The sequence below is a fragment of the Pseudarthrobacter sp. NPDC092202 genome, from assembly GCF_044755505.1.
Classification (GTDB): Bacteria; Actinomycetota; Actinomycetes; order Actinomycetales; family Micrococcaceae; genus Arthrobacter.
In genome coordinates this window covers 296,255-322,772 of the sequence record NZ_JBIVRG010000002.1, presented here as the reverse complement: position 1 = coordinate 322,772, position 26,518 = coordinate 296,255, and the positions used below count along the sequence as shown (strand labels likewise).

The following is a 26,518-nucleotide window of genomic DNA, read 5'->3' as shown; positions in this document are numbered from 1 at the left end:
CAAGAGTAAGGACCCCTGCGTGTCTCCCATGGCCCGCACCGCACCGGTGCCCGCCGCGACAGATCCGGCCATTATTCGGAATTTCTGTATCATCGCGCACATTGACCACGGTAAGTCCACCCTGGCCGACCGGATGCTGCAGTTCACCGGCGTGGTCCAGTCCCGTGACATGAAGGCCCAGTACCTGGACCGGATGGACATCGAGCGCGAACGCGGCATCACCATCAAATCCCAGGCGGTCCGTATGCCGTGGGAACTGGACGGCACCAGCTACGCGCTGAACATGATCGACACGCCCGGCCACGTTGACTTCACCTATGAGGTCTCCCGCTCACTCGCCGCGTGTGAAGGAGCCATCCTCCTGGTGGACGCTGCGCAGGGTATCGAGGCCCAGACCCTCGCCAACCTGTACCTGGCGATGGAGAACAACCTCACCATCATCCCGGTCCTGAACAAGATCGACCTTCCGGCAGCGCAGCCGGAGAAGTACGCGGCGGAGCTGGCCAGCCTGATCGGCGGCGAACCTGAGGACGTCCTGCGCGTTTCCGGCAAAACCGGCATGGGCGTCGAGGCGCTGCTGGACAAGATTGTCCGCGACCTGCCGGCGCCCCAGGGTGACGCCAATGCCCCTGCACGAGCCATGATCTTTGACTCCGTCTATGACACTTACCGCGGCGTGGTGACCTACGTCCGGGTGGTGGACGGCATGCTGCACCCCCGTGAACGCATCCAGATGATGTCCACCCGGGCCACCCACGAACTCCTCGAAATCGGTGTGAGCTCACCGGAACCCACACCCTCCAAGGGCCTGGGCGTTGGCGAAGTGGGCTACCTCATCACGGGTGTGAAGGACGTCCGCCTGTCCAAGGTGGGCGATACCGTCACCAACATGGCCAAGCCTGCCGCAGACTCCCTTCCGGGTTACGCGGATGCCAAGCCCATGGTGTTCTCCGGCCTCTATCCGCTGGATGGCACGGACTACCCGGTGCTGCGCGATGCGCTGGAGAAGCTGATGCTCAACGACGCCGCCCTGGTGTACGAGCCCGAGACGTCTGCCGCGCTGGGCTTTGGTTTCCGTGTCGGCTTCCTGGGCCTGCTCCACCTTGAAATCACACGTGAGCGGCTCGAGCGTGAGTACAACCTGGACCTGATCTCCACTGCACCGAACGTGGAATACGAGGTGACGCTGGAGGACAAGAAGGTGGTCCACGTGACCAACCCCAGCGAATACCCCTCCGGCAAGATCTCCGAGGTCCGCGAGCCCATGGTGTCCGCCACCATCCTGGCTCCAAACGAATTCGTCGGCGCAATCATGGAGCTGTGCCAGAGCCGCCGCGGCGTGATGGGCGGCATGGACTACCTTTCAGAGGACCGCGTGGAAATCCGGTACCGCCTGCCGCTGGCCGAGATCGTGTTCGACTTCTTCGACATCCTGAAGTCCAAGACCCGCGGTTACGGCTCCCTGGACTGGAAGGCCGACGGCGACCAGGTGGCCGACCTTGTGAAGGTGGACATCATGCTCCAGGGCGAACAGGTTGACGCCTTCTCCGCCATCACCCACCGGGACAAGGCCTACGCGTACGGCGTCATGATGACCACCAAGCTGCGCGAGCTTATTCCGCGCCAGCAGTTCGAGGTGCCCATCCAGGCGGCCATTGGTTCCAGGATCATCGCCCGCGAAAGCATCCGCGCCATCCGCAAGGACGTCCTGGCCAAGTGCTACGGCGGTGACATCTCCCGTAAGCGGAAACTGCTGGAAAAGCAGAAGGAAGGCAAGAAGCGCATGAAGATGGTGGGGCGCGTCGAGGTCCCCCAGGAAGCCTTCATCGCTGCGCTCACCACCGACGAGTCCAAGGACAAGGCCAGGAAGTAGTGGTTACAGCAGCCGGTACCGCCGGAGGCCCCTGCAGTGCCTAGCGTTCTTCCCCTTGGCGACCCGGCGCCGTCGGACGGTCTGCTGCCCCAGCAGGCAGCCGATGGTGCGGCGGAGCGGGCGTTCGGACTTTATGTACACATTCCGTTCTGCGCTGTCCGCTGCGGGTACTGCGATTTCAACACCTATACCGCCACCGAACTTGGCGGCGGTGCCTCCCAGGACGCCTATGCCGCCACCGCGGCCTCGGAAGTGTCCCTGGCAGCCAGGGTCCTCACGGAATCAGGCCTGCCCGCGCGGCCGCTCAGCACGGTGTTCTTCGGGGGCGGCACGCCAACCCTGCTTCCTGCGGAGGACCTGGCCCTGATCCTGGGACGCGCCATCGACCAGTGGGGGATCGAGGAGGGCGCCGAGGTCACCACGGAGGCGAACCCGGACTCCGTCACCCCCGAGTCCCTTGCCATCCTCAAGGATGCCGGCTTCACCCGGATCTCGTTCGGGATGCAGTCAGCCGTTCCCCACGTCCTCAAGGTCCTGGACAGGACCCACACGCCCAGCCGTGTGCCGCAGGTTGTGCAGTGGGCCCGCGACGCCGGACTGGCCGTCAGCCTGGACCTCATCTATGGCACGCCCGGGGAGTCCCTGGCGGACTGGCGGTACTCGCTCGAGACGGCACTTTCCTACCAGCCGGACCACATCAGCGCCTACGCGCTGATCATCGAGGACGGAACGAAGCTTGCCGCCCAGATCCGCCGTGGTGAAGTCCCCGGGATCGACGACGACGACCACGCCGACAAGTACGAGCTCGCCGATGAGCTGATCACCAAGGCCGGCCTGGGCTGGTACGAGGTCAGCAACTGGGCGCGCACGCCCGGACAGGCCTGCCGCCACAACCTGGCATACTGGCGCGGCGACGACTGGTGGGGGATTGGGCCGGGGGCCCACTCGCATGTGGGCGGTGTCCGGTGGTGGAACGTCAAGCACCCCACTGCCTACGCGGGACGCCTGGCGCAGGGAGCCTCACCCGCGGCAGGCAGGGAAACCCTGGATTCGGCATCACGGAACATGGAGCGCGTGATGCTCGAGGTCCGCCTGCAATCCGGCCTCAAGATCCCTTCGCTCAGCGCCGCAGGACGGCGCGAGGTGGCCGGGCTCATCGCGGAGGAACTGATTGATCCCGCCGCCGCCTTCGCAGGCCGGCTGGTCCTCACGCTGAAAGGCCGGCTGTTGGCTGACGCCGTGGTGCGCCGGGTCCTGCCGGACTAGCGGTTTCAAGCTGGGCCCAGGCCGCGAGGGCCCCGGCACGAGCTTGCGAGTGCTGGGAGCCGGAGGGTGGGCCCACGCGGGCGAGGGCCCCGGCACGAACTTGCGAGTGCTGGGAGCCGGAGGGACTACTTAATCCAGCGCAGGTTGTATTGGTAGCGGTGCGGCTGTCCCTTGTTCACATGGATGCCGGCCGCCACGGAGTAACAGGTCAGGGCAATCCAGATGAGGGTGGCAATCACGGCGAAGATGTTGCCGATCACCGGAACGAACACCAGGATGTTCGCCACTACGGCGGCGATGGTGGGAGGCAGGCTGAAGTTCAGCGCTTCCTTGGACTCCTGCGCCGTGAAAGGGCCCCTGTCCCGGAAAATGAGGTAGATCAGCAGAGCAGGAACGCAACCAAGGATTCCGCCAAAGTGCGCCATGGTGGCCCACTGCCGGTCTTCGCTGGCTGTCAGGGGCAGCGCATTCGCCGGAACGCCATGGTATTCCGAACGGCCCTGGCCGCCCTGGGTGTCCCTGTGATCGCGTGCGTTTTCTGCCACAGTCTGTTCCTTCTAAAAGTGCAATGGTGCTGGCTAAGAATGCATATCGGTTGAGGCGGACTGCAAATGACGCAGATCCGCAGTACCAAGAATACTGGCTGGAGGCGCGGATGCTGCTCCAGGGCTTTACGCACGGCGGCGCGGCGGTCCCGTCAGGGAACCGTCAGGAAGTCGATGACTTCCTCCACCCTCCCGAGCAGGGAGGCTTCCAGGTCCGCGTAGGTGCGAACGGCACCCAGCAACTTCTGCCACCCAAGCCCAATATCCTCCTTGGTGGCGTGGGGCCAGCCGAACGCGGCAAGGATCCCGGTCTTCCAGTCCTGCCCGCGCGGCACCACCGGCCATTTTTCGATGCCCAGCACGGCAGGCCGGATCGCCTGCCAGACGTCCACGTAGGGGTGGCCTACGATCAGCACGTTCCCGGCAGCCCCTGGTGAGGCCATCACGGCGTCTGCAATGCGGGACTCTTTGGAGTCGGGCACCAGGTGGTCCACCAGGACGCCCAGCCGCCGGCCCGGACCGGGCCTGAAGTCGGCCACTGCCGCGGCAAGGTCGTCGATGCCATGGAGGGGTTCGACGACGATGCCTTCCACCCGAAGGTCGTCTCCCCAGACCTTTTCCACCAGTTCGGCGTCGTGCTTTCCCTCCACCCAGATTCGGCTCGCCTTGGCGACCTGCGCACGCTGGCCGGCCACCCGGACCGAACCTGATGCCGTCCTGCCTGTGGCGGCGGGGGCCTGCCGCGGCGCCGGGGGAAGGAGCTTGATGGCCTGGCCTTCGAGGAGGAAGCCGAAGCCCAGGCGGAAAGACCTGGATTTGCCGCGCCTGTCTTCCAGCGCCACCACATGCATGCCCCCGGACTTCTCCACGCGGGTCACGGCGCCCACCCAGCCGGACTGGACGTCCTCCAGCACCATTCCCCGTTCAACAGGAACTTCGGGCAGTTGAGCCTTTGACGGAGCGGACATGTCCTGGGGGCCCCAGTTCTGGTACTGCATGATTCACTCCGCCTAGCGCTCGATCACAGGGTCCGGAATTTCGCCCGGAGCGGTACCAATGCTAGCAACGGGGAGAGGCATAATAGACTGTTAGCACTTGGGCATGTCGAGTGCTAAACGATGAGCGGCACAGCGCGGGCGGCGCGGCCGCCCCGAATCCTGGATGGAGGTGGAGTGTGAGCGAGCCACGCAAACTTGAAGTACTCCGTGCCATCGTGGAGGACTACGTCCACTCCCGCGAGCCCGTGGGGTCCAAAGCCCTGGTGGAGCGCCACCATCTCGGTGTGTCCAGCGCAACCATCAGGAACGACATGGCGGCCCTGGAGGAAGAGGGCCTGATTACGGCTCCGCACACCAGCGCCGGCCGGATCCCCACCGACAAGGGCTACCGGCTGTTCGTCGACCAGATCTCCGCCGTGAAGCCGCTGTCCCAGGCGGAGCGCCGCGCCATCCAGTCCCTGCTGGAAGGTTCGGATGACCTGGACGACGTCCTGGACCGGACCGTCCGGCTCCTGTCGCAGCTCACCAACCAGGTTGCAGTGGTCCAGTACCCGCACCTGAGCAGGGCACTGGTCCGGCATATCGAATTCGTCCTCCTGGCCCCGCGGAAGGTGCTGGTGGTGTTAATCGCCAACAGCGGCAAGGTGGAGCAGCGTGTTATCGACGTCGGGCAGGACCTGGGGGACGAAGGCCTGGCGGGCCTGAGGGCGCGCTTCCTTGGATCGCTTGCCGGTACACCGCTGAGCCAGCTGGCCCAGTCCCTGCCGGCGGTGGTGGCCACGGCCGCCCCGGGGCAGCGGCAGGCGGCCCAGGCCCTCGCGATCGGCCTTGAGGCGCTGGCACAGAGCAGCCGCGAGGAACGCATGGTCATGGCGGGAACAGCCAATTTGGCGAGGTCCAACGTGGACTTCCCGCTCAGCATCGGCCCGGTGCTCGAAGCTCTTGAGGAGCAGGTTGTTATGCTCCGCCTGCTGAGCGAGATGGCGCAGGACCACCGCGGGGTGGCTGTCAGCATCGGCCGTGAGAATCCCTATGACGGACTGGCCGAGGCATCGGTTGTAGCCACGGGGTACGGGCCGGACAGCGCAGCGAAAATCGGCGTGCTCGGACCAACACGCATGGACTATCCCACCACCATGGCTGCCGTCAGGGCAGTTGCCCGCTACCTTTCCCGGATCCTGGGCCCCTGAGGCCCATCCGGGGCCACTGGACACCCACAGCATTTCCAGCAGTCCGACTGCAGGCAGTACAACAAGGAAGAGATACGAACTTTGAGCAGCCACTACGACGTCCTTGGAGTCTCACCGGAGGCCACGGGAGAAGAGATCAAGAAGGCCTACCGCAAGCTGGCACGCACCCTGCACCCGGATGTCAACCCGGGTGAGGATGCGTCGGACCGCTTTAAGGCTGTGACCCACGCCTATGAAGTCCTGTCCGATCCGCAGAAACGCCGGGTGTATGACACCACGGGCAACGAAAACGGTACGGACAACGGCTTCGGCGGAGGCAGCTACGCCGGCCAGGGATTCGCGTTCCAGGACATCTTTGACACCTTCTTTGGCGCCGGCGGTTCCACCGGCCCGGCGTCCCGCGTGCGGCGCGGGCAGGATGCCCTCATCAGCGTCCGGATCGAATTGCGTGACGCTGTCTTCGGTGTCAACAAGAAGCTTGAGGTGGACACTGCCGTCACGTGCCCAACCTGTGAGGGTTCCTGCTGCCAGCCCGGCAGCCATCCTGAACGCTGCGACATCTGTGGCGGCAGCGGCCAGGTACAGCGCGCCGTCCGGTCCATCCTGGGGCAGGTCATGACCGCGGCTCCTTGTGGAACCTGTGAGGGCTTCGGCACCGTCATCAAGGACCCGTGCAACGAATGCAGCGGGCAGGGGCGCATCCGCAGCCGCCGTTCGCTGACCATCAAGGTTCCCGCCGGCGTAGCCACCGGAACACGCATCCAGCTCTCCGGCCAAGGGGAGGCAGGCCCGGCCGGCGGGCCTTCCGGTGACCTGTACGTTGAAATCCGCGTCAACAACGACGCCACCTACGTCCGCGACAATGACGATCTCCACGCCACCCTGCACATCCCGATGACGGCCGCCGCCCTGGGCACCGAAGTGAGCCTGGAAACGTTCGACGGGCCACAGGAGATCGACGTCAAGCCCGGCACCCAGTCCGGTGAAATCATTACGCTTCGCGGACTTGGCGTGACCCACCTGCGCGGTTACGGCCGTGGCGACCTCAAGGTCCACCTGCAGGTTGAAACGCCCGCCAAGCTTGATGCCGCGCAGGAAGAGCTCCTGCGCCAGCTGGCCCAAATGCGCGGTGAGCAGATCACCGAGGGCAAGCTTGCGGCCAGCGGCGGCATGTTCGCCAAGCTCCGGGACCGGCTCGGTAACCTGTAGCGGTGAGCAACCCTGTCTTCTTCACCCCGCCCGGGTCCCTTGACCACATGACGGCGGGGCAGGCCTTTGTCCTCGAGGGGACCGAGGCGCGGCACGCCGTCACGGTCAAGCGGCTCGCCCCGGGCGAGCCCGTCGACATTGTTGACGGGGCGGGTACGCGGATGAGCGGACGGGTGCTTTCGGCGTCGCCCGCCGCCCTCGAGGTGGAGTGCACCGCCATTGGGCTGGAGGAACGGCCGGCCACAAGGCTGGTCCTGGTGCAGGCCCTGGCCAAGGGCGACAGGGATGAGCTCGCCATTGAAACGGCCACCGAACTGGGTATCGACGCCGTCATACCCTGGCAGTCTGAGCGGTCCATCGTGCGGTGGAAGGGCGACCGGGCAGCCAAGGCCCACGCGAAGTGGCAGTCAGTGGTGGCGGCAGCAGCCAAGCAGGCGCGCCGCGCGTGGGTCCCCGAGGTGCGGCCCGCCGTCGACACTGCCGCCTTGGCTGGACTGGTGGAGGCCGCAGGGCTGGCCATTATCCTCCATGAGGATGCCGTGCGCCCACTGCGCACCGTACTGGAAACCTGGCAGGGCCGGGAGGGAACGGAACCCCGCGAAGTCCTGCTGATCGCCGGGCCGGAAGGCGGCATCAGCCCCAGGGAAGTAACAAGGCTCTGCGGCAAGGGCGCCCTCACCGCCCTGCTGGGGCACCATGTCCTGCGCTCCTCAACCGCCGGACCGGCCGCCGTTGTGCTTGCCAGCGACGTCCTGGGCCGCTGGACCGCGCCCTGAACCTGCCGGCGTATCCCGGACGGGCAACTACCGGACCTTGAAAGCCCGCGAGTCCTCATTCTGGTCCGGCTGATCGCCGGCGCCGGCCTGGGCCACCTTCAGTTCATAGTCGCCGGCCGGCAGGGTGAGGGCAAGCGTAAACAGCCCTGCCTGGCCCGGCTCCGCGGCCGCCGTCGTCTCCCCGGTCAGGAACGGCACCTTGGTGCCGTCCTCTTCCGCCCGCAGGATCTGCCACCGGAGCTTCCCCCCGGGAAGCGTGCTGCGCCCGGTGATCTTGACACTCCCGGCAGCAACTTCTGTGTTTTCCTGCGGGTCGATGATCCAGACAGGGGCCACCATGCCGGCGGCCCTGGTCATCAGCTCACCCAGCTGGATGTGGCCGAAAGCAACGTAGTCGGTATGCCCGTCCACCAGGATCCGCACCCGGATCTGCTGCCCGGAATCGATAAGCCCTGAACTCGCCGCAGCCGCGGTGGCCGTGTACACAAGCTGCTGGACAGCGCGGCCGGCCATGTCGGCGTCGAGGTTGCTGTTGAAAGCGTCCTCCGAGACATCCACGGTGATCACGTCCTTGCCCGAGATGGACGTGGCCAGCTGGCCCGGGCTCTGCCATGGGGTAAAGAAATCCGGATCAAGGGGCTTGTCCGACATCATCGCCCGCAAGGCCCGCGTCACCGGGTTCTCCTGTTCGGGCACATCCCGAAATTCACGGTAAAGGAACACGCTGCTGTTGCTCCGGCCAATCCAGTAGACAGGCGCTTTGTTGGACGACTGCGTGGTCTCCAGCGGCGCGCTCGTGGAAGGCGCGGTCCCGGTCGCGGCGGGAGCGGAGCCCAGCGCGCTGGTGGGTGAGGGACTTGGCTCGGCCAGGCAACCCGCCAGGAGCGGGGCCGCCATCAGAACCACTGCCAGGACGCCAGGGCGCACAGTGCCGCCAGGTCGTCCTGCCCTGCGGGGCGCAGCAGATTCCGGCACGTTTGTTGCCTGTCCTTTCATGAATGGCGGGCCGCTCCCCAAGCGGCAGATCCAGCACTGGCTGGATTTCCAGCATGGCACAGGGCCTGGAGCTGAAGGGCCGAATACGGGCCTCCCGGTGGAACTGCAACGGGAACGATATGAGGCCGATATGAAGTTGATACCTAATGGCCGAACCAAAAGGCCCTGCCGTGTTGCCGGAGGCCGCCTGCCATTTCCCTTTCAGTCGTTGATGCCGTCCTGGCGTAAGATGGAGGGATCGCTGGTCAAGGCGCAACCGGTACATCGTCCAAGTACAACGTCTCCGGCCGCCGGCAGCGGGAATTGTTCCGGAGACTTTGAGGGGATCACGGGCCTGCGGGCCATCACTATGACTGAATCAGCGAATGGCAAGCGCCGGCTCAACACGGGAGAAGGCGCTGCGGGGGAATTTCCCCATACCCTCCCCGGCAGCCGTACCGAGGTAGTCCTTTTCGACAACTCCGACCAAATGGTGCAGTCCCTTGGCAGCCACGATGAGGCCCTGCGGTACATCGAGGAACAGTTCCCGGACGTCAACTTCCATGTCCGCGGCAATGAGCTCTCCATCACCGGGCCTGCCAGCGACGTGCCCCGCATCATGCGGCTCCTCCACGAGGTCCGCGGCCTCGTGGCCCGCGGCACTGTGATCAGCCCGGCGGTGCTGCAGCAGCTTGTAGCGCTGCTCCGCACGCAGTCCCTGCAGAATCCCGTGGACGTGCTGACCCACGACATCCTGTCGAGCCGCGGAAAAACCATCCGCCCGAAGACGCTGAACCAAAAAACGTATGTTGATGCCATCGACACCAACACGGTCATCTTCGGCATCGGTCCGGCAGGAACCGGCAAAACCTACCTCGCGATGGCAAAGGCCGTCCAGGCACTGCAGCAGAAAGAGGTCAGCCGCATTATCCTGACCCGCCCCGCAGTAGAGGCGGGGGAGCGGCTGGGTTTCCTCCCCGGGACCCTCAGCGACAAGATCGATCCCTATCTGCGGCCGCTCTACGATGCCTTGCACGACATGATGGATCCCGAATCCATCCCCCGGCTGATGGCCGCCGGCACCATTGAAGTGGCACCCCTGGCCTACATGCGCGGACGGACGCTCAACGATGCCTTCATCATCCTTGACGAGGCGCAGAACACCACGCCGGAGCAGATGAAGATGTTCCTTACCAGGCTCGGCTTCGGGTCAAAGATGGTGGTCACCGGTGACGTCACCCAGGTGGACCTGCCTTTCGGCACCCGGTCCGGACTCCGCATCGTGGAGGAAATCCTCCAGGGCATAGAAGGCGTCAGCTTCTCGGTCCTGGATGCGGCAGACGTCGTCCGGCACAGGCTCGTGGGCGACATCGTCAACGCCTACAGCATCTGGGATGAAACCCAGCGCAGCCGCGTGAAGCACTCGGCCGGCGCCGCCAAACGGGGGGAACACGCGTGAGCATCGAGGTCAACAATGAATCCGGCGTCCAGGTGGACGAAGCGGAAATCGTGGCGTTGTCCCGGTACATTTTTGAGCAGCTGTATATCCACCCGCAGGCCGAACTTTCCGTCCTGCTGGTGGACGAACCCGCAATGGAAAAGCTTCACATCGAGCTGATGGATGAGCCCGGTTCCACGGATGTCCTGTCCGTTCCCATGGATGAACTGACCCCCGGAACACCGGACCGGCCCACCCCCCAGGGCATGCTCGGCGACATTGCCATTTGCCCCCAGGTTGCCCGGGTGCAGGCCAAGAACGCGGGCCACACCCTGCAGGACGAGATGCTCCTGCTGACCACGCACGGAATCCTCCACCTCCTCGGATACGACCATGCAGAACCCGAGGAGAAGGCCGAGATGTTCGGGCTCCAGCGTGAGCTGCTGTCCGGCTTCACCGGCAAAGAAGCGCCCGCCGAGACCACCCAGTGACGCCTTTGCTCCTTGTCGCAATGGCCCTGGCTTTCCTGGCTGTTGCGGCTGTATTGACCGCGGCCGAGGCCGCCTTCAACTTCATTCCGCGCCACGACGCGGAAGAAGCCCTGCTGAAGAGCCGCGGGACCGCCCTGCGGCAGATCCTCTCCCGCCCGGTGGCCCACATCCGGGCACTGCGGTTCTGGCGCATCTGGTTTGAGATGGCGTCCGCCGTTGCGGTCGCCGTCCTGCTTTACAGCCTGCTGGACAACGTCTGGCTGGCAGGCCTTGCCGCTACCGGCATCATGGCGCTGCTGGGTTTCGTGATCGTGGGTGTTTCCCCGCGCCAGCTCGGCAGGCTCCACTCAGCGGCCGTTGTGCGCTCCACCGCCCCCATGATCCGCTTCCTGACCTGGGTTTTGGGGCCAATCCCCAGCTGGCTGGTCACGCTCGGCAGCACGGCCGCGCCCGGGGCGCCCGGCGGAGACGAGGCGTTCTTCAGCGAGCAGGAATTCCGCGAACTCGTGGAACGCGCCAGTGAGTCCGACATGATCGAGGACACCGAGGCGGAAATGATCCAGTCCGTCTTCGACTTCGGTGACACGCTGGTTCGCGCTGTCATGGTGCCACGAACGGACATCCTCACCATTGAGGCGGGCTCTAGCCTGCGCGAGGCGATGTCCCTGTTCCTCCGCTCCGGCTACTCCAGGATTCCGGTCATTGGCGAAAGCACGGACCAGATTCTGGGCATCATCTATTTGAAGGATGTTGCCGCCGTCATCCACGAACTCGCGCCCCACGAGGAACCGCCGCTGGTGGAGTCGCTTGCCCGGGAGGTGCGGTACGTTCCCGAATCGAAGCCGGTCAGCGACCTGCTCCGCGAGTTGCAGAAGGAGTCCACGCACGTGGCCATCGTGATCGACGAATACGGCGGAACTGCCGGACTGGTCACCCTGGAAGACCTCATCGAGGAAATCGTGGGGGAAATCGTGGACGAGTACGACACCGAAAGCGCCGAAGCCGTGGAGCTTGGTGACGGTTCCTACCGGGTCAGCGCCCGCATGGGCATCGATGACCTGGGTGAGCTCTTCGACATTGAACTGGACGATGACGAAGTGGACACCGCAGGCGGCCTGCTCGCTAAAGCGCTGGGCCGTGTACCCATCGTGGGAAGCACGGTGGAAGTGCAGGGCGTGTCCCTGCGGGCCGACAGGCTCGAAGGCCGCCGGAACCGAGTCAGCCACATCATTGCGGCGCGGGTGGCAAAAGAAGACACTGACCTTGAGGACCTCTTCCAAGAGGCGGAAGCAACCCAGCAGGGAGTTTCACGTGAGCAAGAAAAATAAGGCCGAAAGCCACGACGATTTCGGCGGTTTCCGCGCAGGATTCTCGGTCCTGGTGGGCCGGCCCAACGCGGGCAAGTCCACCCTGACCAACGCGCTGGTGGGCAAGAAGGTGGCCATCACGTCCGCCAAGCCCCAGACCACCCGGCACACCATCCGCGGCATTGTCCACCGCCAGGACGCGCAGCTGATCCTTGTGGACACGCCAGGGCTACACCGCCCCCGCACGCTCCTGGGCAAACGCCTGAACGACCTCGTTGCGGACACACTGGCGGAAGTGGATGCGATCGGGTTCTGCCTCCCGGCCAATGAAAAGATCGGCCCGGGGGACAAGTTCATTGCCGCCCAGCTGGCCGCAGTGGGCCGCATACCCGTCATCGCCATTGTCACCAAGGCCGACACTGTAGACCGCCAGGCCCTGACGGAACAGCTCCTGGCCGTGGCCGCCCTGGGCCGGGAAGTGCTCGGGGAGGAAGGCTGGAAGGACATCGTTCCCGTCTCGGCTACCGACGGCTTCCAGGTGGACACCGTCGCTGACGTCCTCATCAGCCACATGCCGCCGTCGCCGCCGCTCTACCCGGACGGTGAACTCACCGACGAGCCCGAAGCCGTAATGGTGGCGGAACTCATCCGGGAAGCGGCACTCGAAGGCGTCCGTGACGAGCTGCCGCACTCCCTCGCTGTGGTGGTGGAGGAAATCGTTCCCCGCGAGGACCGGCCGGAGGACAGTCCGATGCTCGACGTCCGGGTCAACCTCTACGTGGAGCGCCCCTCCCAAAAAGCGATCATCATCGGCAAGGGCGGCAGCCGGCTGCGTGAAGTCGGCACCAATGCGCGTAAAGGCATCGAGGCCCTCCTGGGTACCCGCATTTACCTGGACCTCCATGTGAAGGTGGCGAAGGACTGGCAGCGGGACCCGAAACAGCTGGTGAAGCTGGGTTTCTGAGCCCTTCATGAGGCGCGGCCGTTGGGCCGCCCGGCAATTTCCCAGCCTGGACCACTAAAATGGGCCGGATTTCGAATTTAGAGGAAGGTTCACCACGTGGGGCTAGGCCGCGATAAGCGCGACGACGGAGCTGAAGTGTCAACCGGAGGACCCGTGTCACGGCACGCGGAGGAGGGCACCCTTGGAGCCGCCCGCCACCTTGGGTCCCTGCGCGGCATGCCGCTGTGGCTGAAGGTCGTCACCGCCGTAGTCTCCGTGGCCATGATTGGCGGGATCGCCTTCGCCGGTTTCTGGTTCCTGCGCCTTCAGAACAACATCTCCAGGGCTCCGCTGAACGCCGGCGGCGGCAATAACGAGCAGGTGAGCGACGCCACCGGGCGGATGCAGATCCTGATCCTTGGCTCGGACACCCGCGACGGCGAAAACGCCGAGTACGGCACAGCGGACGATTCCAAGGGCTATGGCAAGTCGGACGTCATGATGATGATGGACATCTCCGAGGACAACAAGCGCGTCAGCGTGATCAGTTTCCCCCGGGACCTGCTGGTGGACATTCCCGAATGCAAGGATGAAGAAACCAACCAGGTCTATCCCGCCCGCAGCGGCGTGATGATCAACGAGGCCATGGCTGAAGCCGGCATCGGCTGCGCCGTGGACACAGTCAACCAGCTCACCGGCCTTGAAGTGGACCACTTCATGATGGCGGACTTCACCGCTGTCAAGGAATTGTCCAACGCTGTTGGCGGTGTCGAGGTTTGCATCAGTGACGCCGTTTACGATCCTGATTCCCGCCTTCGGCTGCCCGCGGGCACCTCGGCGGTCCAGGGTGAAATGGCCCTCGCGTTCCTGCGGACGCGCCACGCGTTTGCCGACGGCGGCGATTTGGGGCGGATCAAAGCCCAGCAGGGTTTCCTGTCCTCCCTGACCCGCAAAATCAAGGACGACGGGACGTTGTCCGATCCGGGCCGGATGCTCAAGATCGCCGACGTCGTGACCCAGAACCTGACCGTGGACGAAGGGCTGGCCTCGGTCCCCAGCCTGCTCACCATCGGCAACCGGCTCAAGGACATCGACATCAGCAAGGTGGCCTTCGTGGCCGTGCCCACCGCTCCGGCGCTGGCTGACCCCAACAGGCTGCAGATTGCCGAGCCCGATGGTTCCCAACTGTTCGCCGCCCTCCGGCAGGATGTGGATCTGACTGATCCCACGGCACCTACACAGTCGCCTACTGAATCGCCTGCACCCCCCACAGCGACCCCAACCGAGACCGCACCCCAGCTGCCGCCCTACGACAAATCCCTGCAGCCTGTCACCGTGGCCAACGGAAGCGGCGTTCCCGGACGCGCCCAGGAAATCGTGCAGGCCCTGGTCTCGGGCGGTTTCACCCAGGCCGGCCAGTTCGAGGCCACAGCGGTGGAACAGTCAGTGGTCTATTACGGCACGGACTTCGCGGACGTGGCTGCGGACGTCGCCGCAGTGCTGGGAATCCCTGCCGCGCAGATGCTTCCGGCCCCCAACGTCGCGGGCGTCCAGGTGTACCTGGGCACAGACTTCACCACGGGAGTGACGTACGGGGCTCCGGCCGCGCTCCCGGAGGACATCGTCAACCAGACGGCGAAGGATGCGTCCTGCCAGCAGGCCAACCCGGCGCTCATCGTCCAGGATTAGCCGCCCGGCATGGAGCGGAACGACGCCAGGAGAGCGTCGGTTAATGAATCAAGCGGGGCCCACCAGTTCAATCCGGTGGGCCCCGCTTTACTTACGTCCTGCTACCAGATGCTGACGCGTTCCTCCGGAGGCATCCACATGCCGTCCTGTTCAGTGACTTCGAAGGCCTCGTGGAAGGCATCCAGGTTTTTCGCGATGGCGTTGGTGCGGAACTCGTTGGGGGAGTGCGGGTCCGTTGCAAGCCGGCGGACGGCTTCCTCGGGCCGGATGACCTGGCGCCAGCCGACCGCCCAGGACGCGAAGAAGCGCTGTTCCCCGGTAAGGCCGTCCAGCACGTCCGGTTCCTTCCCGTCCAGGCTGATCCGGTACGCCTTGTAAGCGATCGCCAGGCCAGCCAGGTCGCCAATGTTCTCGCCGAGGGTGAGGCGTCCGTTGACGGTATGCCCGGGGGCTGCGTAGGGGGAAAGGGCATCGTACTGGGCCACCAGCTTCGAGGTCAGCTTTTCGAACGCCTCCCGGTCCTCTTCGGTCCACCAGTTCCGGAGGGCGCCGCCGCCGTCGAACTGGGAGCCCTGGTCATCAAAACCATGGCCGATCTCGTGGCCGATGACCGCGCCGATACCGCCGTAGTTCACGGCGTCATCGGCATCTGCCGTGAAGAACGGCGGCTGCAGGATCGCGGCCGGGAACACGATCTCGTTCATCATGGGGTGGTAGTAGGCGTTGACCGTCTGCGGTGTCATCAGCCACTTGTTGCGGTCCACCGGCTTGCCTACCTCGTCAAGGTGCCTGTCGACGTCGGCATTGTGTGCCCGCTCAACGTTGCCCAAAAGGTCGGTGGGATCGATCTCGACGGCGGAGTAGTCGATCCACTGGTCCGGGTAGCCGATCTTGGCCCGGAAGCCCTCCAGCTTCCGGAGTGCCTCGGCCTTCGTGGCGTCACCCATCCAGCCGACGGCACTGATGCTCTGGCGGTATGCCTCAGTGAGGTTGGCAACGAGTGCCTGCATCCTGGCTTTGTGGGTCTCGGGGAAGTGCCGGGCCACGTAGATCTGCCCCACGGCCTCTCCCAAAGCGGCCTCGACGACGCCCACCCCGCGCTTCCAGCGGTCCTTGTTGCGGGGCGTGCCGCTGATGGTGGTGCCGTAGAAGGCGAAGTTGGCGTCTACAACAGCCGAGGAAAGGTACGGCGCCGCCGCGCTGACCACCCGCATCGCCAGCCATTCCTGCCAGTGGGCCAGCGGCTCGGACCCGAGGAGGGCAGCGGCGCCTTCAAAAAACGGAGGCGTGCTCATGACGATCTCCTGCCGCTTGCCGGCATCGATGCCGGCGGCCTCAAACCAGGTGGACAGGAGCGGGAACAGTGTTGAGGCCTCGTCCGCCGTCTTCAGGTTGTACGTCTTTTGCGGATTCCGAAGGGTGACGTTGTCCCAATGATGGGACGCGAGCTTGGTCTCCAGTGCCACCACGCGCCCGGCGGCTGCGCCGGCATCAACAACGCCTGCCAGGCCGAGCATCGTCTTCACGTGCGCGGCATAGGCGGTGACCATCGGAGCGAACTTTTCTTCCCGGTAGTAGGACTCATCGGGAAGCCCAAGGCCACCCTGCCCTGTGTACAGGAGGATCCGGTCGGGGTTACCCGCATCCGGCGCTGGGTAGATGTAGAAGAGACCGCCAACATCGGCGCGGACCAACCGCCCTGCCAGCGCCACAAGGTCTTCCACAGTGTTGGTGGCGAAGACCTCGGCAAGGCGCTGGCGGATCGGCTCAAGGCCCTTCGCCTCAACTGAGGCCTCGTCCATGAAGCTGTTGTAGAGGTCCCCGATTTTCCGTTCGATCCCGCTGGCGGCCCCGCCCTTCGCTGCGGCTTCTTCGATAATGTCGCGGACAGCGATCTCCGAACCGTCCCGGAGGGCGGTGAACGTGCCCTCGAGCGGCCGGTCATCGGGAATTTCGGTGGCCTTCAGCCATGCGCCGTTGACATGCTGGTAAAGGTCATCCTGCGGCCGGACCGTGTGATCAATGGTGGACAGGTCGATCCCCGAAATGGGCACTGAAACTCCTTCGTGTGGAGAGCGGCGGCAGGAAACACAGCGCGCGGCGTCTGCATGGTGGACTTTACTGACGGTAGTGCCCTTTCATCTTACGCACCCGTGTTACTCTCAAAAGGTGCGTGCAGAGCTCCTTCTTCTTAGCTGCCGCGGCGAGGCCTCAGACGCGATCTAGCGCAAGGCCCACCCTCGCTGCGGAGTTTGTGTTGCCCGGCCACCCTTTCAACGTAGAACCACAGAAAAGGCCCCGATAGTAATGCGAAACGCACAGAAGCCCTCAGGAATGCCTGCCCACCGCTACACGCCGTTCCAGGACCAGATCAAGGTTGAACTGCCGGACCGCACCTGGCCGGACAAGGTCATTACCAAGGCCCCCCGCTGGTGCGCAGTGGACCTCCGCGACGGCAACCAGGCCCTGATCGATCCGATGAGCCCGGCGCGCAAGATGAAGATGTTCGATCTGCTGGTCCGCATGGGCTACAAGGAGATCGAGGTCGGGTTCCCCTCCGCCTCGCAGACGGACTTCGACTTTGTCCGCCAGCTGATTGAGGGCAACCACATCCCGGACGACGTCACCATCCAGGTCCTGACCCAGGCCCGGGAGCACCTGATCGAGCGCACCTACGAGTCGCTGGTCGGTGCCAAGCAGGCCATCGTCCACCTCTACAACTCCACCTCAGTGCTGCAGCGCCGCGTGGTCTTCAACCAGGATGAGGACGGAATCCTGGACATCGCGCTCCAGGGTGCCCGGCTGTGCAGGAAGTACGAGGAAACCCTCGCGGACACGCACGTGACCTACGAGTACTCCCCGGAGTCCTTCACCGGCACGGAGCTGGAATATGCGGTGCGGGTCTGCAACGCCGTCGCCGACGTTTTCGAAGCCTCCGCGGACCGCCAGGTCATCATCAACCTGCCCGCTACCGTGGAAATGGCAACGCCGAACGTCTATGCCGACTCCATCGAGTGGATGAGCCGGCACCTGCACCCGCGCGAGGGCATCATCCTCTCCCTGCACCCCCACAATGACCGTGGAACCGGGGTCGCCGCCGCCGAACTGGGCTACATGGCCGGGGCGGACCGGATTGAAGGCTGCCTCTTCGGCAATGGTGAGCGCACCGGCAACGTGGACCTGGTGACCCTCGGCCTGAACCTCTTCGTGCAGGGCATCGACCCCATGATCGACTTCTCCAATATCGACGACGTCCGCCGGACCGTTGAGTACTGCAACCAGCTGCCCGTGCCGGAGCGTTCACCGTACGGCGGCGACCTCGTGTTCACGGCGTTCTCCGGTTCCCACCAGGACGCCATCAAGAAGGGCTTCGAAGCCCTTGAGCGGGACGCCGCAGCCGCAGGCAAGGACGTTGCCGATTTCACCTGGCAGGTGCCGTACCTGCCGGTTGATCCGAAGGACCTGGGCCGCAGCTACGAGGCCGTCATCCGGGTCAACTCGCAGTCCGGCAAGGGCGGCGTTGCCTACCTGCTCAAGAATGAGCACAGCCTGGACCTGCCGCGCCGTGCCCAGATCGAATTCTCCGGCGTCATCCAGAAGCGCACGGACACGGTGGGCGGCGAAGTCAGCGGTGCCCAGCTGTGGCAGGTCTTCCAGGACGAGTACCTGCCCTCAGGCAAGACGGACGGCCAGTGGGGCCAGTATTCCCTCGGCTCGGTCAAGACAGAAACGGACGACGACGGCGGGATGACGCTTCACGCGTCCCTCACCATTGACGGGGCACAGGTCAGCCGGACGGGCACCGGCAACGGTCCCATCGCCGCGCTGTTGAGCATCCTGCGGGAAGACGGCGTGGATGTCCGGGTCCTGGACTACAGCGAGCATGCACTCTCCGAGGGCGGCAACGCCATGGCAGCGGCCTACGTCGAATGCGCCGTGGGGGAGCGGGTGCTCTGGGGTGTCGGCATCGACGCCAACACCAGCATGTCCTCCCTGAAGGCGGTCATCTCCGCCGTGAACCGCGCCATCCGGGACGCCCAGGCCTGACCCCCACACTGCCGTGCCGCAGGAAGCTGCCTGCGGCACGGCGGCACGCGGCACGGCTGGGCCGGCAAAGAATGGGAAGATAAAAGGCGTGGCCCAACACTCTTTCGCCTCCCGCGCATACCGGGACGACGCCGTCGTGCTGCGTACCCACAAGCTGGGTGAGGCGGACCGGATCATCACCCTGCTGACCAAGCACCATGGCCAGGTCCGGGCTGTCGCGAAGGGGGTGCGCCGCACCAGCAGCCGGTTCGGGGCGCGCCTGGAACCCTTTATGGTGGCGGACCTCCAGCTTGTGTCCGGCAAAACGCTGGACATCGTGACCCAGGCCGTGGCCAAAGGGGCGTACGGGGGAAACATCGCCGCGGACTACGGCCGTTACACGGTGGCCGCCGCCATGACCGAAACGGCCGAGAAGCTGACGGACGTGGACGGTGAGGCCGGAACAGCCCAGTACAACCTGCTGGTGGGTGCGTTGGCTTCACTCAGCAGGGATGAACATGCTGCCGGCCTGATCCTTGACTCCTACCTTCTCCGGGCCCTGGCCACCGGCGGCTGGGCACCCAGCTTTACGGACTGCGCCCGATGCGGCATGCCGGGCCCCCACAGCGCCTTTTCCGCTCCCCTGGGGGGAATGGTCTGCAGCGGATGCAGGCCCCCTGGCTCGCCGGCTCCGGCGGCGGAGACGGTGGTCCTGCTGGCGGCGCTGCTGACCGGGGACTGGACAACGGCGGACGGCTCCCTTCCGCTGCACCGGAAAGAAGCCGCCGGCCTGGTGGCCGCATACCTGCAATGGCACCTCGAACGGGTGCTGAAGTCCCTCAAACATGTGGAGCGTAGCTGACAGTGGCACTCGGGAAGAAGAACACCGCCTCACGGAAGCGCACCCACCCGGTGGTTGCCCCGTATCCGCACCCCTCCGGCGCCGTGGCGCCCTCCATCCCCGCGGAGTTCATTCCCCGCCATGTTGCGATCGTGATGGACGGAAACGGCCGCTGGGCAAACCAGCGCGGCCTGCCGAGGATTGAAGGGCACAAGGCAGGGGAGCCGGCCCTGCTGGATGTGATGGCAGGGGCCATTGAGCTGGGCATCGAGTATGTCAGCGTATATGCCTTCTCCACCGAAAACTGGCGCCGGTCACCGGAAGAAGTCCGTTTCCTCATGGGATTTAACAAGGATGTGCTGCGCCGGCAACGGAACCAGCTCGATGATTGGGGAGTCCGGGTACGGTGGTCAGGACGGCGGCCACGGCTGTGGGGCTCGGTCATCCGCGAACTCGAGGAAGCGGAGGAGTTCACAGCGGGCAACAGCACCTGCACGTTGACCATGTGTGTTAATTACGGCGGCCGCGCGGAGATCACGGATGCCGTTTCCGCCATCGCTGCGGAGGTGGCTGCCGGCAGGCTGAAGCCCGGCGCCATCACCGAGCGGACCATCCAGAAGTACCTTGACGAGCCGGACCTGCCCGACGTGGACCTGTTCCTCCGCAGTTCCGGGGAGCAGCGCCTGTCCAACTTCCTGCTCTGGCAGTCCGCTTACGCCGAGTTCGTGTTCATGGATACCCTCTGGCCCGATGTGGACCGCCGGACGCTCTGGGCCGCCGTTGAGGAGTACGCCCGGCGTGACCGCCGCTATGGCGGTGCCGTGGATGCGGCCGCACCGGTTGGGTCCTGATTCCCGGGTCCACTGGTCAAGGTAAGACCGTGTGCCGGCAGGGCCCTGCGGGCATCCTTCAGGTTGAGTACGCCCTGAGCCAGGCCGCCAGGTCACGGCAGGCTTCCTCCCGCACCGCGCGGCGGGACAGGAAGACGTCGTGGATGGCGCCCGGATAGCGGAAGACGGCCACCCGCCGTCCCAAGCGCAGCGCACGGTGGGCCGTTTCCTCGACGTCGATCACGGCGTCGGCCTCCATCATCTCCGCGGACCACTCGATCTGGATGCGCGTACGGTTCGAGAGCAGGACGAGCGCCGGGGCCCTGATGTCCAGCCTGCGCTCCACCGCGGCATGGCCGGCAAGGACCGCTTTGGCCCAGCCAGCCCTGATGGGAAATGATGCCCTGGGACGCCACCGGGGGTCGAAGTGCCATTCGCCGTGGGCCTCGTCGCTGACGCTTTGCCAGTATCCGGGCATCTCCGGGAGCCACAAAGGACGGCGGGGGTCGGCCCTGGACAGCGGATCCACCAGGTGCATGGCAATGGTGCGGATGATACTGCTGCCCTGCAGTTCCAGCCACGGGGCGTTCAGGATCAAGGTGCCCAGTGCCGTCGGGTTCCGGTCAGCCCACAGTGCCGTGATGAGCCCGCCCAGGGAATGGGCCAGAACGTGGACGGTAGGTTCAACCCCCGGCCCCAGGAGTTCGGTGACGTCTTCCCTGATCGCCGCGAGGGCGGCGGCCAGGTCCTCGTCATAGACAGCCAGATCTTCGGTGAAACCCGGCGTCTGCCAAGGGCGGAGGCTGCGGCCGAACTTGCGCAGGTCCACGGCGTAAAAGGGGAACCCTGCGTCGGTCAGGTACTCTGCCACGTCCGCCTGGAAGAAGTAGTCAGCCCAGCCGTGGACGTAGAGGACCACGTTGATGGCGGGCCGCTCTGCCGTCGCCGGTATAGGCCCCGGCCCCGTGGCGCCGCAACGGACGAGGGTCGCACAGACGTCGCCCTCGTCATCCGGGGCAAGGGGAAGGACCCGCTGCTCGAAGCGCGGGCCCAGGATGTCGGCCGTCCACAGAGCCTCATCCGTCTCCCTGCCCACCTGTGTGCCGCTCATTCGCTGTCCCGGCTGCCGGATGGTTCCGGTTCCTCGTCCCCGTAGGCCCGAAGCCAGCGCGCCAGCCTGGCGTAGGCGTCCGCGCGCACGGCGGCGGGGGAGAGGAACACGTCATGCAGGGCGCCGTCAATCCGCTCCACGGTGACAGTGCGGCCCAAGGTCAGGGCGCGGGCGGCAATGATGTTGACGTCGAGGACGGCGTCCGTCCGCCGCATCTCTTCAGACCAGAAGAGCCCGTTGGCGCTGCCGCTGGACAGCAGGACAAGGATGGGCACCTCGATGTTGAGGCCCCGCGCCACCCGTGCGTGCCCGGCCAGCACGGCACTGAGCCACCCCGCCCGCACCGGAAAGGCCATGGGGGGACGGTAGCGGTCATCCAGCGTCCACTCGCCGTCGGCCGAACTGCTGATGGTGCGCCAATAGAAGCCACGCTCCGGCAGGCGGAGCACTGCCTCCGGACGGAATCGGGCCACGGGCCCGACCATCCCCGCCGTTGCACGCCGTACCAATGAACTGCCGTGCATCTCAAGCCAAGGACTATTCAGGACCAGGCGTGCCACCCTGCCGGGATGCCGGCTTGCCCAGAGCACGGCCACCAGCCCTCCCGTCGAATGCCCCATAAGGGTTAAGGACGGGTCCGCTCCATCCTGGCCGATCAGCCGGCACGCGGTGTCGATTTCGGCGTCATAATCCCCGAGGTCCGAGACATACCCGCCCGGTGATTCCGGACGCAGGCTCCGGCCGTGGTTGTGCATGTCCAGCGCGTAGAAGTCGTATCCGGCCGAAGACCAGAAGCGCGCAAGGTCCACATTGAAGAAATAGTCACTCCAGCCATGCAGGAAAAGGACCACGCTGCGGCGCGCGGATGAGGCGGGCAGGGTCTTCAGGGCAGGACGGAAGCGGACAAGGGTGGCCGTGCGTTCCACGCCGTCCGGACCCGTGGCCTGGAAGGCACGCGACTCGAAGTCCCCGCCCAGGATGTCCTTCTGCCACTCCATGGCTTTATGCTAATCCGCTCCCAGTTCGGCCTGCTCATTTTGGTCTGGGCCCTCCAAGACGGAAAACTAGAGGCATGCGCGTTTACCCCACATTCTTCAGGCTTGCCTTTTCATGGATGGACGCCGAGCGCGCCCATAAAATCGGGTTCAAGGCCATCAGGCTGGCGCACCGCTCCGGCGCGGGAAAGGTCCTGGAAAAGCTGACTGCGCCGGCACCGTCCCTCCAGACCACGGCTTTCGGTTTAACGTTCCCGTCCCCGTTCGGGCTTGCTGCCGGATTCGACAAGGAAGGGCACGGCATCGAGGCGCTGACCGAACTCGGGTTCGGCCACGTGGAGGTGGGTACCATCACCGGCCAGGCCCAGCCCGGCAACGAGAAGCCGCGGCTCTTCCGCCTGGTCCAGGACCGCGCCGTCATCAACCGGATGGGGTTCAACAACGACGGCGCAACCGCTGTGGCCCCGCGCCTCAAGGCTGCCCGTGCCGCACTGCAGCGCCGGCACCCGGACGTGCGCCCGGTCATCGGTGTCAATATCGGCAAGACCAAGGCAGTGGAACTGGCCGACGCCGTTGGTGACTATCTTGTGAGTGCCCGCAGCCTTGCGCCCGCCGCCGATTACCTGGTGGTCAACGTAAGCTCGCCCAACACTCCCGGACTGCGCCTGCTCCAGGATGTGGAGTCCCTCCGGCCCCTGCTGGCCGCTGTTGGTGAAGAAGCTGACCGGGCTGCCGGGTGCCACGTGCCCCTGCTTGTGAAGATCGCACCGGACCTCAGCAATGAGGATATCGACGACGTCGCCCGCCTCGCGCTCGACCTCAAGCTGGATGGCATTATCGCCACCAACACAACCATCGCCCGGGACGGGCTGGCTTCGCCGGCGGAGCAGGTGGAGAAGTGCGGTGCGGGCGGGCTTTCCGGTGCCCCGCTGAAGCAGCGTTCCCTTGCCGTGCTGCGCAGGCTCAAGGATGTCACCGGCGACGCCCTTACCCTGGTGGCAGTGGGTGGCGTGGAAACAGCTGAGGACGTCCAGGACAGGCTCGACGCCGGAGCAACCCTGGTCCAGGGCTACACTGCGTTCCTGTATGAAGGACCCTTTTGGGCGGCGGGCATCAACCGGGAACTCGCGAAGAAGCGCAAGCCCTAACCAATGAAAGGGGGAGCCACCCTCGCTCCCTGGTTTTAAACGCGAAACCCCGGCGGACCAACCGCCGGGGTTTCGCGTTAGTGGAGCCTTTGCCTGTCAGGCGGGGTACTGCCCGCGCTTGACCTGGGGCTTGGGAAGGCGGAGCTTGCGGAACTGCAGGGAGCGCATGGAGCCATACCAGACGGTTCCACGCTCCACCTCCCCGAATTTGGCAGTCAGCCGCTTGCGGAGCTGGCGCGACAGGATGAACACATCCACGAAGACGGCCAGGAACATCACCCAGAACCCGCCAAGGACGTAGATCATCATGTCGCTGGATGCCGGGACCACCAGGGACACCAGCACAAAAACCAGGGCGCCGAACATCAAATATTCACCCAGGCTGAAGCGCGCGTCGACAAAATCACGGGCAAAGCGTTTCTGCGGGCCCTTGTCGCGCAGTGGCAGGAACTTCTCGTCACCGGTGTCCAGCGCCTGGCGCATCTTGAGGCGCTGGTCCTGGATGGCCTGGCGCTCGGCAGTCTTTGATGCTTTGCGGTCTTCTGGAACCAACGGGCGCTTGCGGGCTGCTTCCTGTGCCTTGCGGGTGGGGGTCGGGGCCCCCTTGCCGCTCAATCCGTTAGCCCGCGCCGCGGCCTCCGCAGCCTGTTGGTCTACTGTTTGCTGCGCCGAGGGCGCTTCCTTTTTACGTCCGAACACCTGAACAGAATACCTTGCGGCGGGCTGCGGACTTGATGCCCGGCCATCACCGCGCCACGCAGCGCCGGATGTGACGCGGGTAATGTTTTGGCCATGACTTCATCGCCCACGGCCATGCCGCAGAATTCCAGTGCCCACCCATCCCCGGGCTTTGCCGGAAACAGCTCGACGGAAGATCTCCGTACCGCCATCGACGCGTCCTTCGGCCAAACCCTTGACCAGCTCAAAGAGCTGGTCGCCATCCCCGGAATTGCGTGGCCCAGCTTTGACCGCCGGCCCCTGGAGCGCAGTGCCGAAGCCGTAGCGGACCTGCTGCGCGGCGCCGGCCTGGACAATGTGCAGATCCTCGCCTGCGACAAGCCGGACGGCACCCCGGGTGGCCCCGCCGTCGTCGCCCGGAGGCCCGCCGCAGACGGCAAGCCGACGATCCTCCTGTACGCACATCACGATGTCCAACCCACGGGGGACACCGGCCTGTGGGAGACCGAACCGTTCACCGCCGTCGAAAAGGACGGGCGCCTGTACGGCCGTGGCGCAGCGGATGACAAAGCCGGGATCATGGCACATGTTGCTGCCTATGCCGCAGTTTCGGAGGTGCTCGGCAGCGCACTTGGCCTGGGGGTGACGTTCTTTTTTGAAGGCGAGGAAGAAGCGGGATCCCCCACCTTCCGGTCATTCCTGGAGGAAAACCGTGAGCTGCTCCGCGCCGATGTCATCGTGGTGGCCGATTCGAGCAACTGGAAGGTGGGCGTTCCCGCGTTGACCACCAGCCTTCGGGGCCTGGTGGACGGGACCATCGAAGTCCAGGTCCTTGAGCACGCCGTCCACTCGGGCATGTACGGCGGTCCCGTGCTGGATGCGCCCACCCTGCTGTCCCGCCTTATCGCCACGCTTCACGATGACGGGGGCAACGTTGCAATCGAGGGCCTGGTGGCCAAGGACACCGCCGCCGTGGACCTTCCGGAGGAGGATTACCGGGCTGACGCATCCGTGCTCGACGGCGTCCGGCTGGCGGGCTCGGGCAGCATCGCCTCGCGGCTCTGGACCAAGCCCGCCCTGTCCATCATCGGGTTCGACGCTCCGTCGGTGGACGAAGCCTCGAATACCCTGCTGCCACGCGCGCGGGCGAAGTTCAGCCTGCGGCTGGCGCCTGGACAGGTCCCCGCCGAGGCAATGGATGCCGTGCGCAGGCATGTGGAGGCGAATGCCCCGTTCGGTGCAAGGGTGACATTCACGCCGGGGGAGAGCGGAAACCCGTTCCTGACCGACACCTCATCGCCTGCGGCTTCACTGGCGATGTGGGCGCTGGGGGAGGCCTGGGGAGTACCGGCCGTGGAGACCGGCATAGGTGGTTCCATCCCCTTCATCGCAGACCTGACGGAACTGTATCCGGACGTGCACATCTTGGTGACGGGTGTGGAGGATCCGGACTCCCGCGCGCACAGCGCCAACGAATCCCTGCACCTTGGCGACTTCCGCAAAGCCATCCTGGCCGAGGCGCTGCTCCTCGCCCGGATCAATGAGCAGGGGCTCTAAGCTCTCCGCCGGCCGGGGCTGCCGGGACCAAATTAAGGGCTTTCCCCGGGAACAAGGAGGGACCACCCATGGTTACGTCAGGAGTTAGAGCTACACGTCCGCCCCGCGTAGCATGTAGCTATAGCCCATACCGAAACCGTAGGGGCAGGCACCGCCAGCGCGGCGCCGCCAGACCGTCCTAAGAAGGTAGGCCAATGAGCACCGCAACAAATGAGAACAGCACCGGTACCACCAGCACGGCCAGTGAAGAACTGCCCGTCCACGAGGTCAAACTGACCGACGTCGCAGCAGGCAAGGTGCGCAGCCTTCTCGAGCAGGAAGGCCGTACGGACCTGCGCCTCCGGGTTGCCGTGCAGCCCGGCGGCTGCTCCGGGCTGATCTACCAGTTGTACTTCGATGAGCGGCTCCTGGACGGAGACGCAGTCCGGGACTACGACGGCGTCGAAGTTGTTGTGGACAAGATGAGCGTTCCGTACCTGAGCGGTGCGTCCATTGACTTTGAGGACACCATCTCCAAGCAGGGGTTCACCATCGATAACCCGAACGCCGGCGGCTCCTGCGCCTGTGGGGATTCGTTCCACTAAGCCGGTTATTTCGCCCGATGCCGGCGCCGGGCCACCTGCCGAAAATAA

General features: G+C 65.3%; 23 protein-coding genes. 16 read left to right on the top strand and 7 right to left on the bottom strand.

The features are described from left to right. The first annotated feature begins 19 nt into the window (after positions 1 to 19). Together lepA and hemW are read left to right on the top strand one after the other, a co-directional pair. A complete protein-coding gene (lepA, locus tag ACIQF4_RS04875; protein WP_400516155.1) occupies positions 20 to 1,873 on the top strand; it encodes a translation elongation factor 4 in 1,854 nt (617 codons plus the stop codon). Positions 1,874 to 1,909: 36 nt separating this feature from the next. Further along, entirely contained in the window at positions 1,910 to 3,139 is a 1,230-nt protein-coding gene (gene hemW, locus ACIQF4_RS04870) for a radical SAM family heme chaperone HemW (protein WP_400516156.1), read from the top strand. Positions 3,140 to 3,264: 125 nt separating this feature from the next. On the opposite strand, the gene ACIQF4_RS04865 is transcribed toward hemW, so the two are convergent. Next, complete coding sequence (locus tag ACIQF4_RS04865) at positions 3,265 to 3,684, bottom strand: DUF4870 domain-containing protein (protein ID WP_400516157.1); 420 nt, start codon at positions 3,682 to 3,684, stop codon at positions 3,265 to 3,267. Between the two features lie 152 nt (positions 3,685 to 3,836). Beyond that, positions 3,837 to 4,682, bottom strand: a complete 846-nt coding sequence (locus ACIQF4_RS04860; protein WP_400516158.1) for a DUF3097 domain-containing protein — start codon at positions 4,680 to 4,682, stop codon at positions 3,837 to 3,839. Between the two features lie 176 nt (positions 4,683 to 4,858). Here ACIQF4_RS04860 and hrcA point away from each other — a divergent pair, with 176 nt between their 5' ends. The 3 genes from hrcA (at position 4,859) to ACIQF4_RS04845 (ending at position 7,857) form a co-directional block, all read left to right on the top strand. Then, on the top strand, positions 4,859 to 5,872 hold the full coding sequence (gene hrcA, locus ACIQF4_RS04855; protein WP_400516159.1) for a heat-inducible transcriptional repressor HrcA: 1,014 nt from the start codon (positions 4,859 to 4,861) through the stop codon (positions 5,870 to 5,872). A gap of 81 nt (positions 5,873 to 5,953) precedes the next feature. Then, positions 5,954 to 7,081, top strand: coding sequence for a molecular chaperone DnaJ (dnaJ, locus tag ACIQF4_RS04850; RefSeq protein WP_400516160.1), 1,128 nt, complete (start codon positions 5,954 to 5,956; stop codon positions 7,079 to 7,081). 2 nt (positions 7,082 to 7,083) lie between these two features. Then, positions 7,084 to 7,857 carry a 16S rRNA (uracil(1498)-N(3))-methyltransferase gene (locus ACIQF4_RS04845; protein WP_400516161.1) on the top strand — a complete coding sequence of 258 codons (774 nt, stop codon included), beginning with the start codon at positions 7,084 to 7,086 and terminating at the stop codon, positions 7,855 to 7,857. Positions 7,858 to 7,884: 27 nt separating this feature from the next. On the opposite strand, the gene ACIQF4_RS04840 is transcribed toward ACIQF4_RS04845, so the two are convergent. Then, a complete protein-coding gene (locus ACIQF4_RS04840; protein WP_400579847.1) occupies positions 7,885 to 8,832 on the bottom strand; it encodes a GerMN domain-containing protein in 948 nt (315 codons plus the stop codon). 370 nt (positions 8,833 to 9,202) lie between these two features. Here ACIQF4_RS04840 and ACIQF4_RS04835 point away from each other — a divergent pair, with 370 nt between their 5' ends. The 5 genes from ACIQF4_RS04835 to ACIQF4_RS04815 all read left to right on the top strand — a co-directional run bounded on the left by ACIQF4_RS04835 (position 9,203) and on the right by ACIQF4_RS04815 (position 14,700). Then, complete coding sequence (locus ACIQF4_RS04835; protein WP_231454279.1) at positions 9,203 to 10,291, top strand: PhoH family protein; 1,089 nt, start codon at positions 9,203 to 9,205, stop codon at positions 10,289 to 10,291. Beyond that, positions 10,288 to 10,761, top strand: a complete 474-nt coding sequence (gene ybeY, locus ACIQF4_RS04830; protein ID WP_231454280.1) for an rRNA maturation RNase YbeY — start codon at positions 10,288 to 10,290, stop codon at positions 10,759 to 10,761. Before ACIQF4_RS04835 ends, ybeY begins: the two co-directional genes overlap by 4 nt. Beyond that, the gene (locus tag ACIQF4_RS04825; protein ID WP_400516163.1) at positions 10,758 to 12,089 is read left to right on the top strand and encodes a hemolysin family protein; all 1,332 of its coding nucleotides are present in this window, start codon (positions 10,758 to 10,760) and stop codon (positions 12,087 to 12,089) included. Before ybeY ends, ACIQF4_RS04825 begins: the two co-directional genes overlap by 4 nt. Further along, entirely contained in the window at positions 12,073 to 13,032 is a 960-nt protein-coding gene (gene era, locus ACIQF4_RS04820; RefSeq protein ID WP_400516164.1) for a GTPase Era, read from the top strand. The genes ACIQF4_RS04825 and era overlap by 17 nt, the downstream gene beginning before the upstream one ends. 216 nt (positions 13,033 to 13,248) lie before the next feature. Next, the gene (locus ACIQF4_RS04815) at positions 13,249 to 14,700 is read left to right on the top strand and encodes an LCP family protein (RefSeq protein ID WP_400516202.1); all 1,452 of its coding nucleotides are present in this window, start codon (positions 13,249 to 13,251) and stop codon (positions 14,698 to 14,700) included. Positions 14,701 to 14,801: 101 nt separating this feature from the next. On the opposite strand, the gene ACIQF4_RS04810 is transcribed toward ACIQF4_RS04815, so the two are convergent. Next, complete coding sequence (locus tag ACIQF4_RS04810) at positions 14,802 to 16,754, bottom strand: M13 family metallopeptidase (protein ID WP_400516165.1); 1,953 nt, start codon at positions 16,752 to 16,754, stop codon at positions 14,802 to 14,804. Between the two features lie 253 nt (positions 16,755 to 17,007). Here ACIQF4_RS04810 and leuA point away from each other — a divergent pair, with 253 nt between their 5' ends. The 3 genes from leuA (at position 17,008) to ACIQF4_RS04795 (ending at position 20,418) form a co-directional block, all read left to right on the top strand. Then, the gene (gene leuA, locus ACIQF4_RS04805) at positions 17,008 to 18,747 is read left to right on the top strand and encodes a 2-isopropylmalate synthase (protein ID WP_400516166.1); all 1,740 of its coding nucleotides are present in this window, start codon (positions 17,008 to 17,010) and stop codon (positions 18,745 to 18,747) included. 88 nt (positions 18,748 to 18,835) lie between these two features. After that, a complete protein-coding gene (gene recO / locus ACIQF4_RS04800; protein ID WP_231454285.1) occupies positions 18,836 to 19,588 on the top strand; it encodes a DNA repair protein RecO in 753 nt (250 codons plus the stop codon). A 2-nt stretch (positions 19,589 to 19,590) separates the two neighbouring features. Further along, positions 19,591 to 20,418 carry an isoprenyl transferase gene (locus tag ACIQF4_RS04795; RefSeq protein WP_400516167.1) on the top strand — a complete coding sequence of 276 codons (828 nt, stop codon included), beginning with the start codon at positions 19,591 to 19,593 and terminating at the stop codon, positions 20,416 to 20,418. Positions 20,419 to 20,476: 58 nt separating this feature from the next. Here ACIQF4_RS04795 and ACIQF4_RS04790 read toward each other — a convergent pair whose 3' ends face one another. Beyond that, positions 20,477 to 21,508, bottom strand: a complete 1,032-nt coding sequence (locus ACIQF4_RS04790; protein WP_400516168.1) for an alpha/beta hydrolase — start codon at positions 21,506 to 21,508, stop codon at positions 20,477 to 20,479. Continuing rightward, entirely contained in the window at positions 21,505 to 22,506 is a 1,002-nt protein-coding gene (locus ACIQF4_RS04785; protein WP_400516169.1) for an alpha/beta hydrolase, read from the bottom strand. Before ACIQF4_RS04785 ends, ACIQF4_RS04790 begins: the two co-directional genes overlap by 4 nt. 74 nt (positions 22,507 to 22,580) lie before the next feature. Here ACIQF4_RS04785 and ACIQF4_RS04780 point away from each other — a divergent pair, with 74 nt between their 5' ends. Beyond that, positions 22,581 to 23,651, top strand: coding sequence for a quinone-dependent dihydroorotate dehydrogenase (locus tag ACIQF4_RS04780; RefSeq protein WP_400516170.1), 1,071 nt, complete (start codon positions 22,581 to 22,583; stop codon positions 23,649 to 23,651). 96 nt (positions 23,652 to 23,747) lie between these two features. On the opposite strand, the gene ACIQF4_RS04775 is transcribed toward ACIQF4_RS04780, so the two are convergent. After that, a complete protein-coding gene (locus ACIQF4_RS04775) occupies positions 23,748 to 24,350 on the bottom strand; it encodes a DUF3043 domain-containing protein (protein ID WP_400516171.1) in 603 nt (200 codons plus the stop codon). Positions 24,351 to 24,443: 93 nt separating this feature from the next. Here ACIQF4_RS04775 and ACIQF4_RS04770 point away from each other — a divergent pair, with 93 nt between their 5' ends. Together ACIQF4_RS04770 and ACIQF4_RS04765 are read left to right on the top strand one after the other, a co-directional pair. Further along, positions 24,444 to 25,886: a dipeptidase gene (locus ACIQF4_RS04770; RefSeq protein ID WP_400516172.1), complete on the top strand. Its 1,443-nt coding sequence runs from the start codon at positions 24,444 to 24,446 to the stop codon at positions 25,884 to 25,886. Positions 25,887 to 26,080: 194 nt separating this feature from the next. After that, positions 26,081 to 26,470 (top strand): iron-sulfur cluster assembly accessory protein, encoded by a 390-nt coding sequence (locus ACIQF4_RS04765; protein WP_188808880.1) that lies wholly within the window; start codon positions 26,081 to 26,083, stop codon positions 26,468 to 26,470. Positions 26,471 to 26,518 lie beyond the last annotated feature (48 nt).

Bases quoted from the DNA above. Each gene is read 5' to 3' on its own strand.
- ACIQF4_RS04835 (WP_231454279.1), top strand. From the start codon at position 9,203: ATGACTGAATCAGCGAATGGCAAGCGCCGGCTCAACACGGGAGAAGGC.
- ACIQF4_RS04860 (WP_400516158.1), bottom strand. From the start codon at position 4,682: ATGCAGTACCAGAACTGGGGCCCCCAGGACATGTCCGCTCCGTCAAAG.
- ACIQF4_RS04780 (WP_400516170.1), top strand. From the start codon at position 22,581: ATGCGCGTTTACCCCACATTCTTCAGGCTTGCCTTTTCATGGATGGAC.
- ACIQF4_RS04770 (WP_400516172.1), top strand. From the start codon at position 24,444: ATGACTTCATCGCCCACGGCCATGCCGCAGAATTCCAGTGCCCACCCA.
- ACIQF4_RS04815 (WP_400516202.1), top strand. From the start codon at position 13,249: ATGCCGCTGTGGCTGAAGGTCGTCACCGCCGTAGTCTCCGTGGCCATG.
- ACIQF4_RS04790 (WP_400516168.1), bottom strand. From the start codon at position 21,508: ATGAGCGGCACACAGGTGGGCAGGGAGACGGATGAGGCTCTGTGGACG.
- ACIQF4_RS04765 (WP_188808880.1), top strand. From the start codon at position 26,081: ATGAGCACCGCAACAAATGAGAACAGCACCGGTACCACCAGCACGGCC.
- leuA (WP_400516166.1), top strand. From the start codon at position 17,008: ATGCGAAACGCACAGAAGCCCTCAGGAATGCCTGCCCACCGCTACACG.
- ACIQF4_RS04785 (WP_400516169.1), bottom strand. From the start codon at position 22,506: ATGGAGTGGCAGAAGGACATCCTGGGCGGGGACTTCGAGTCGCGTGCC.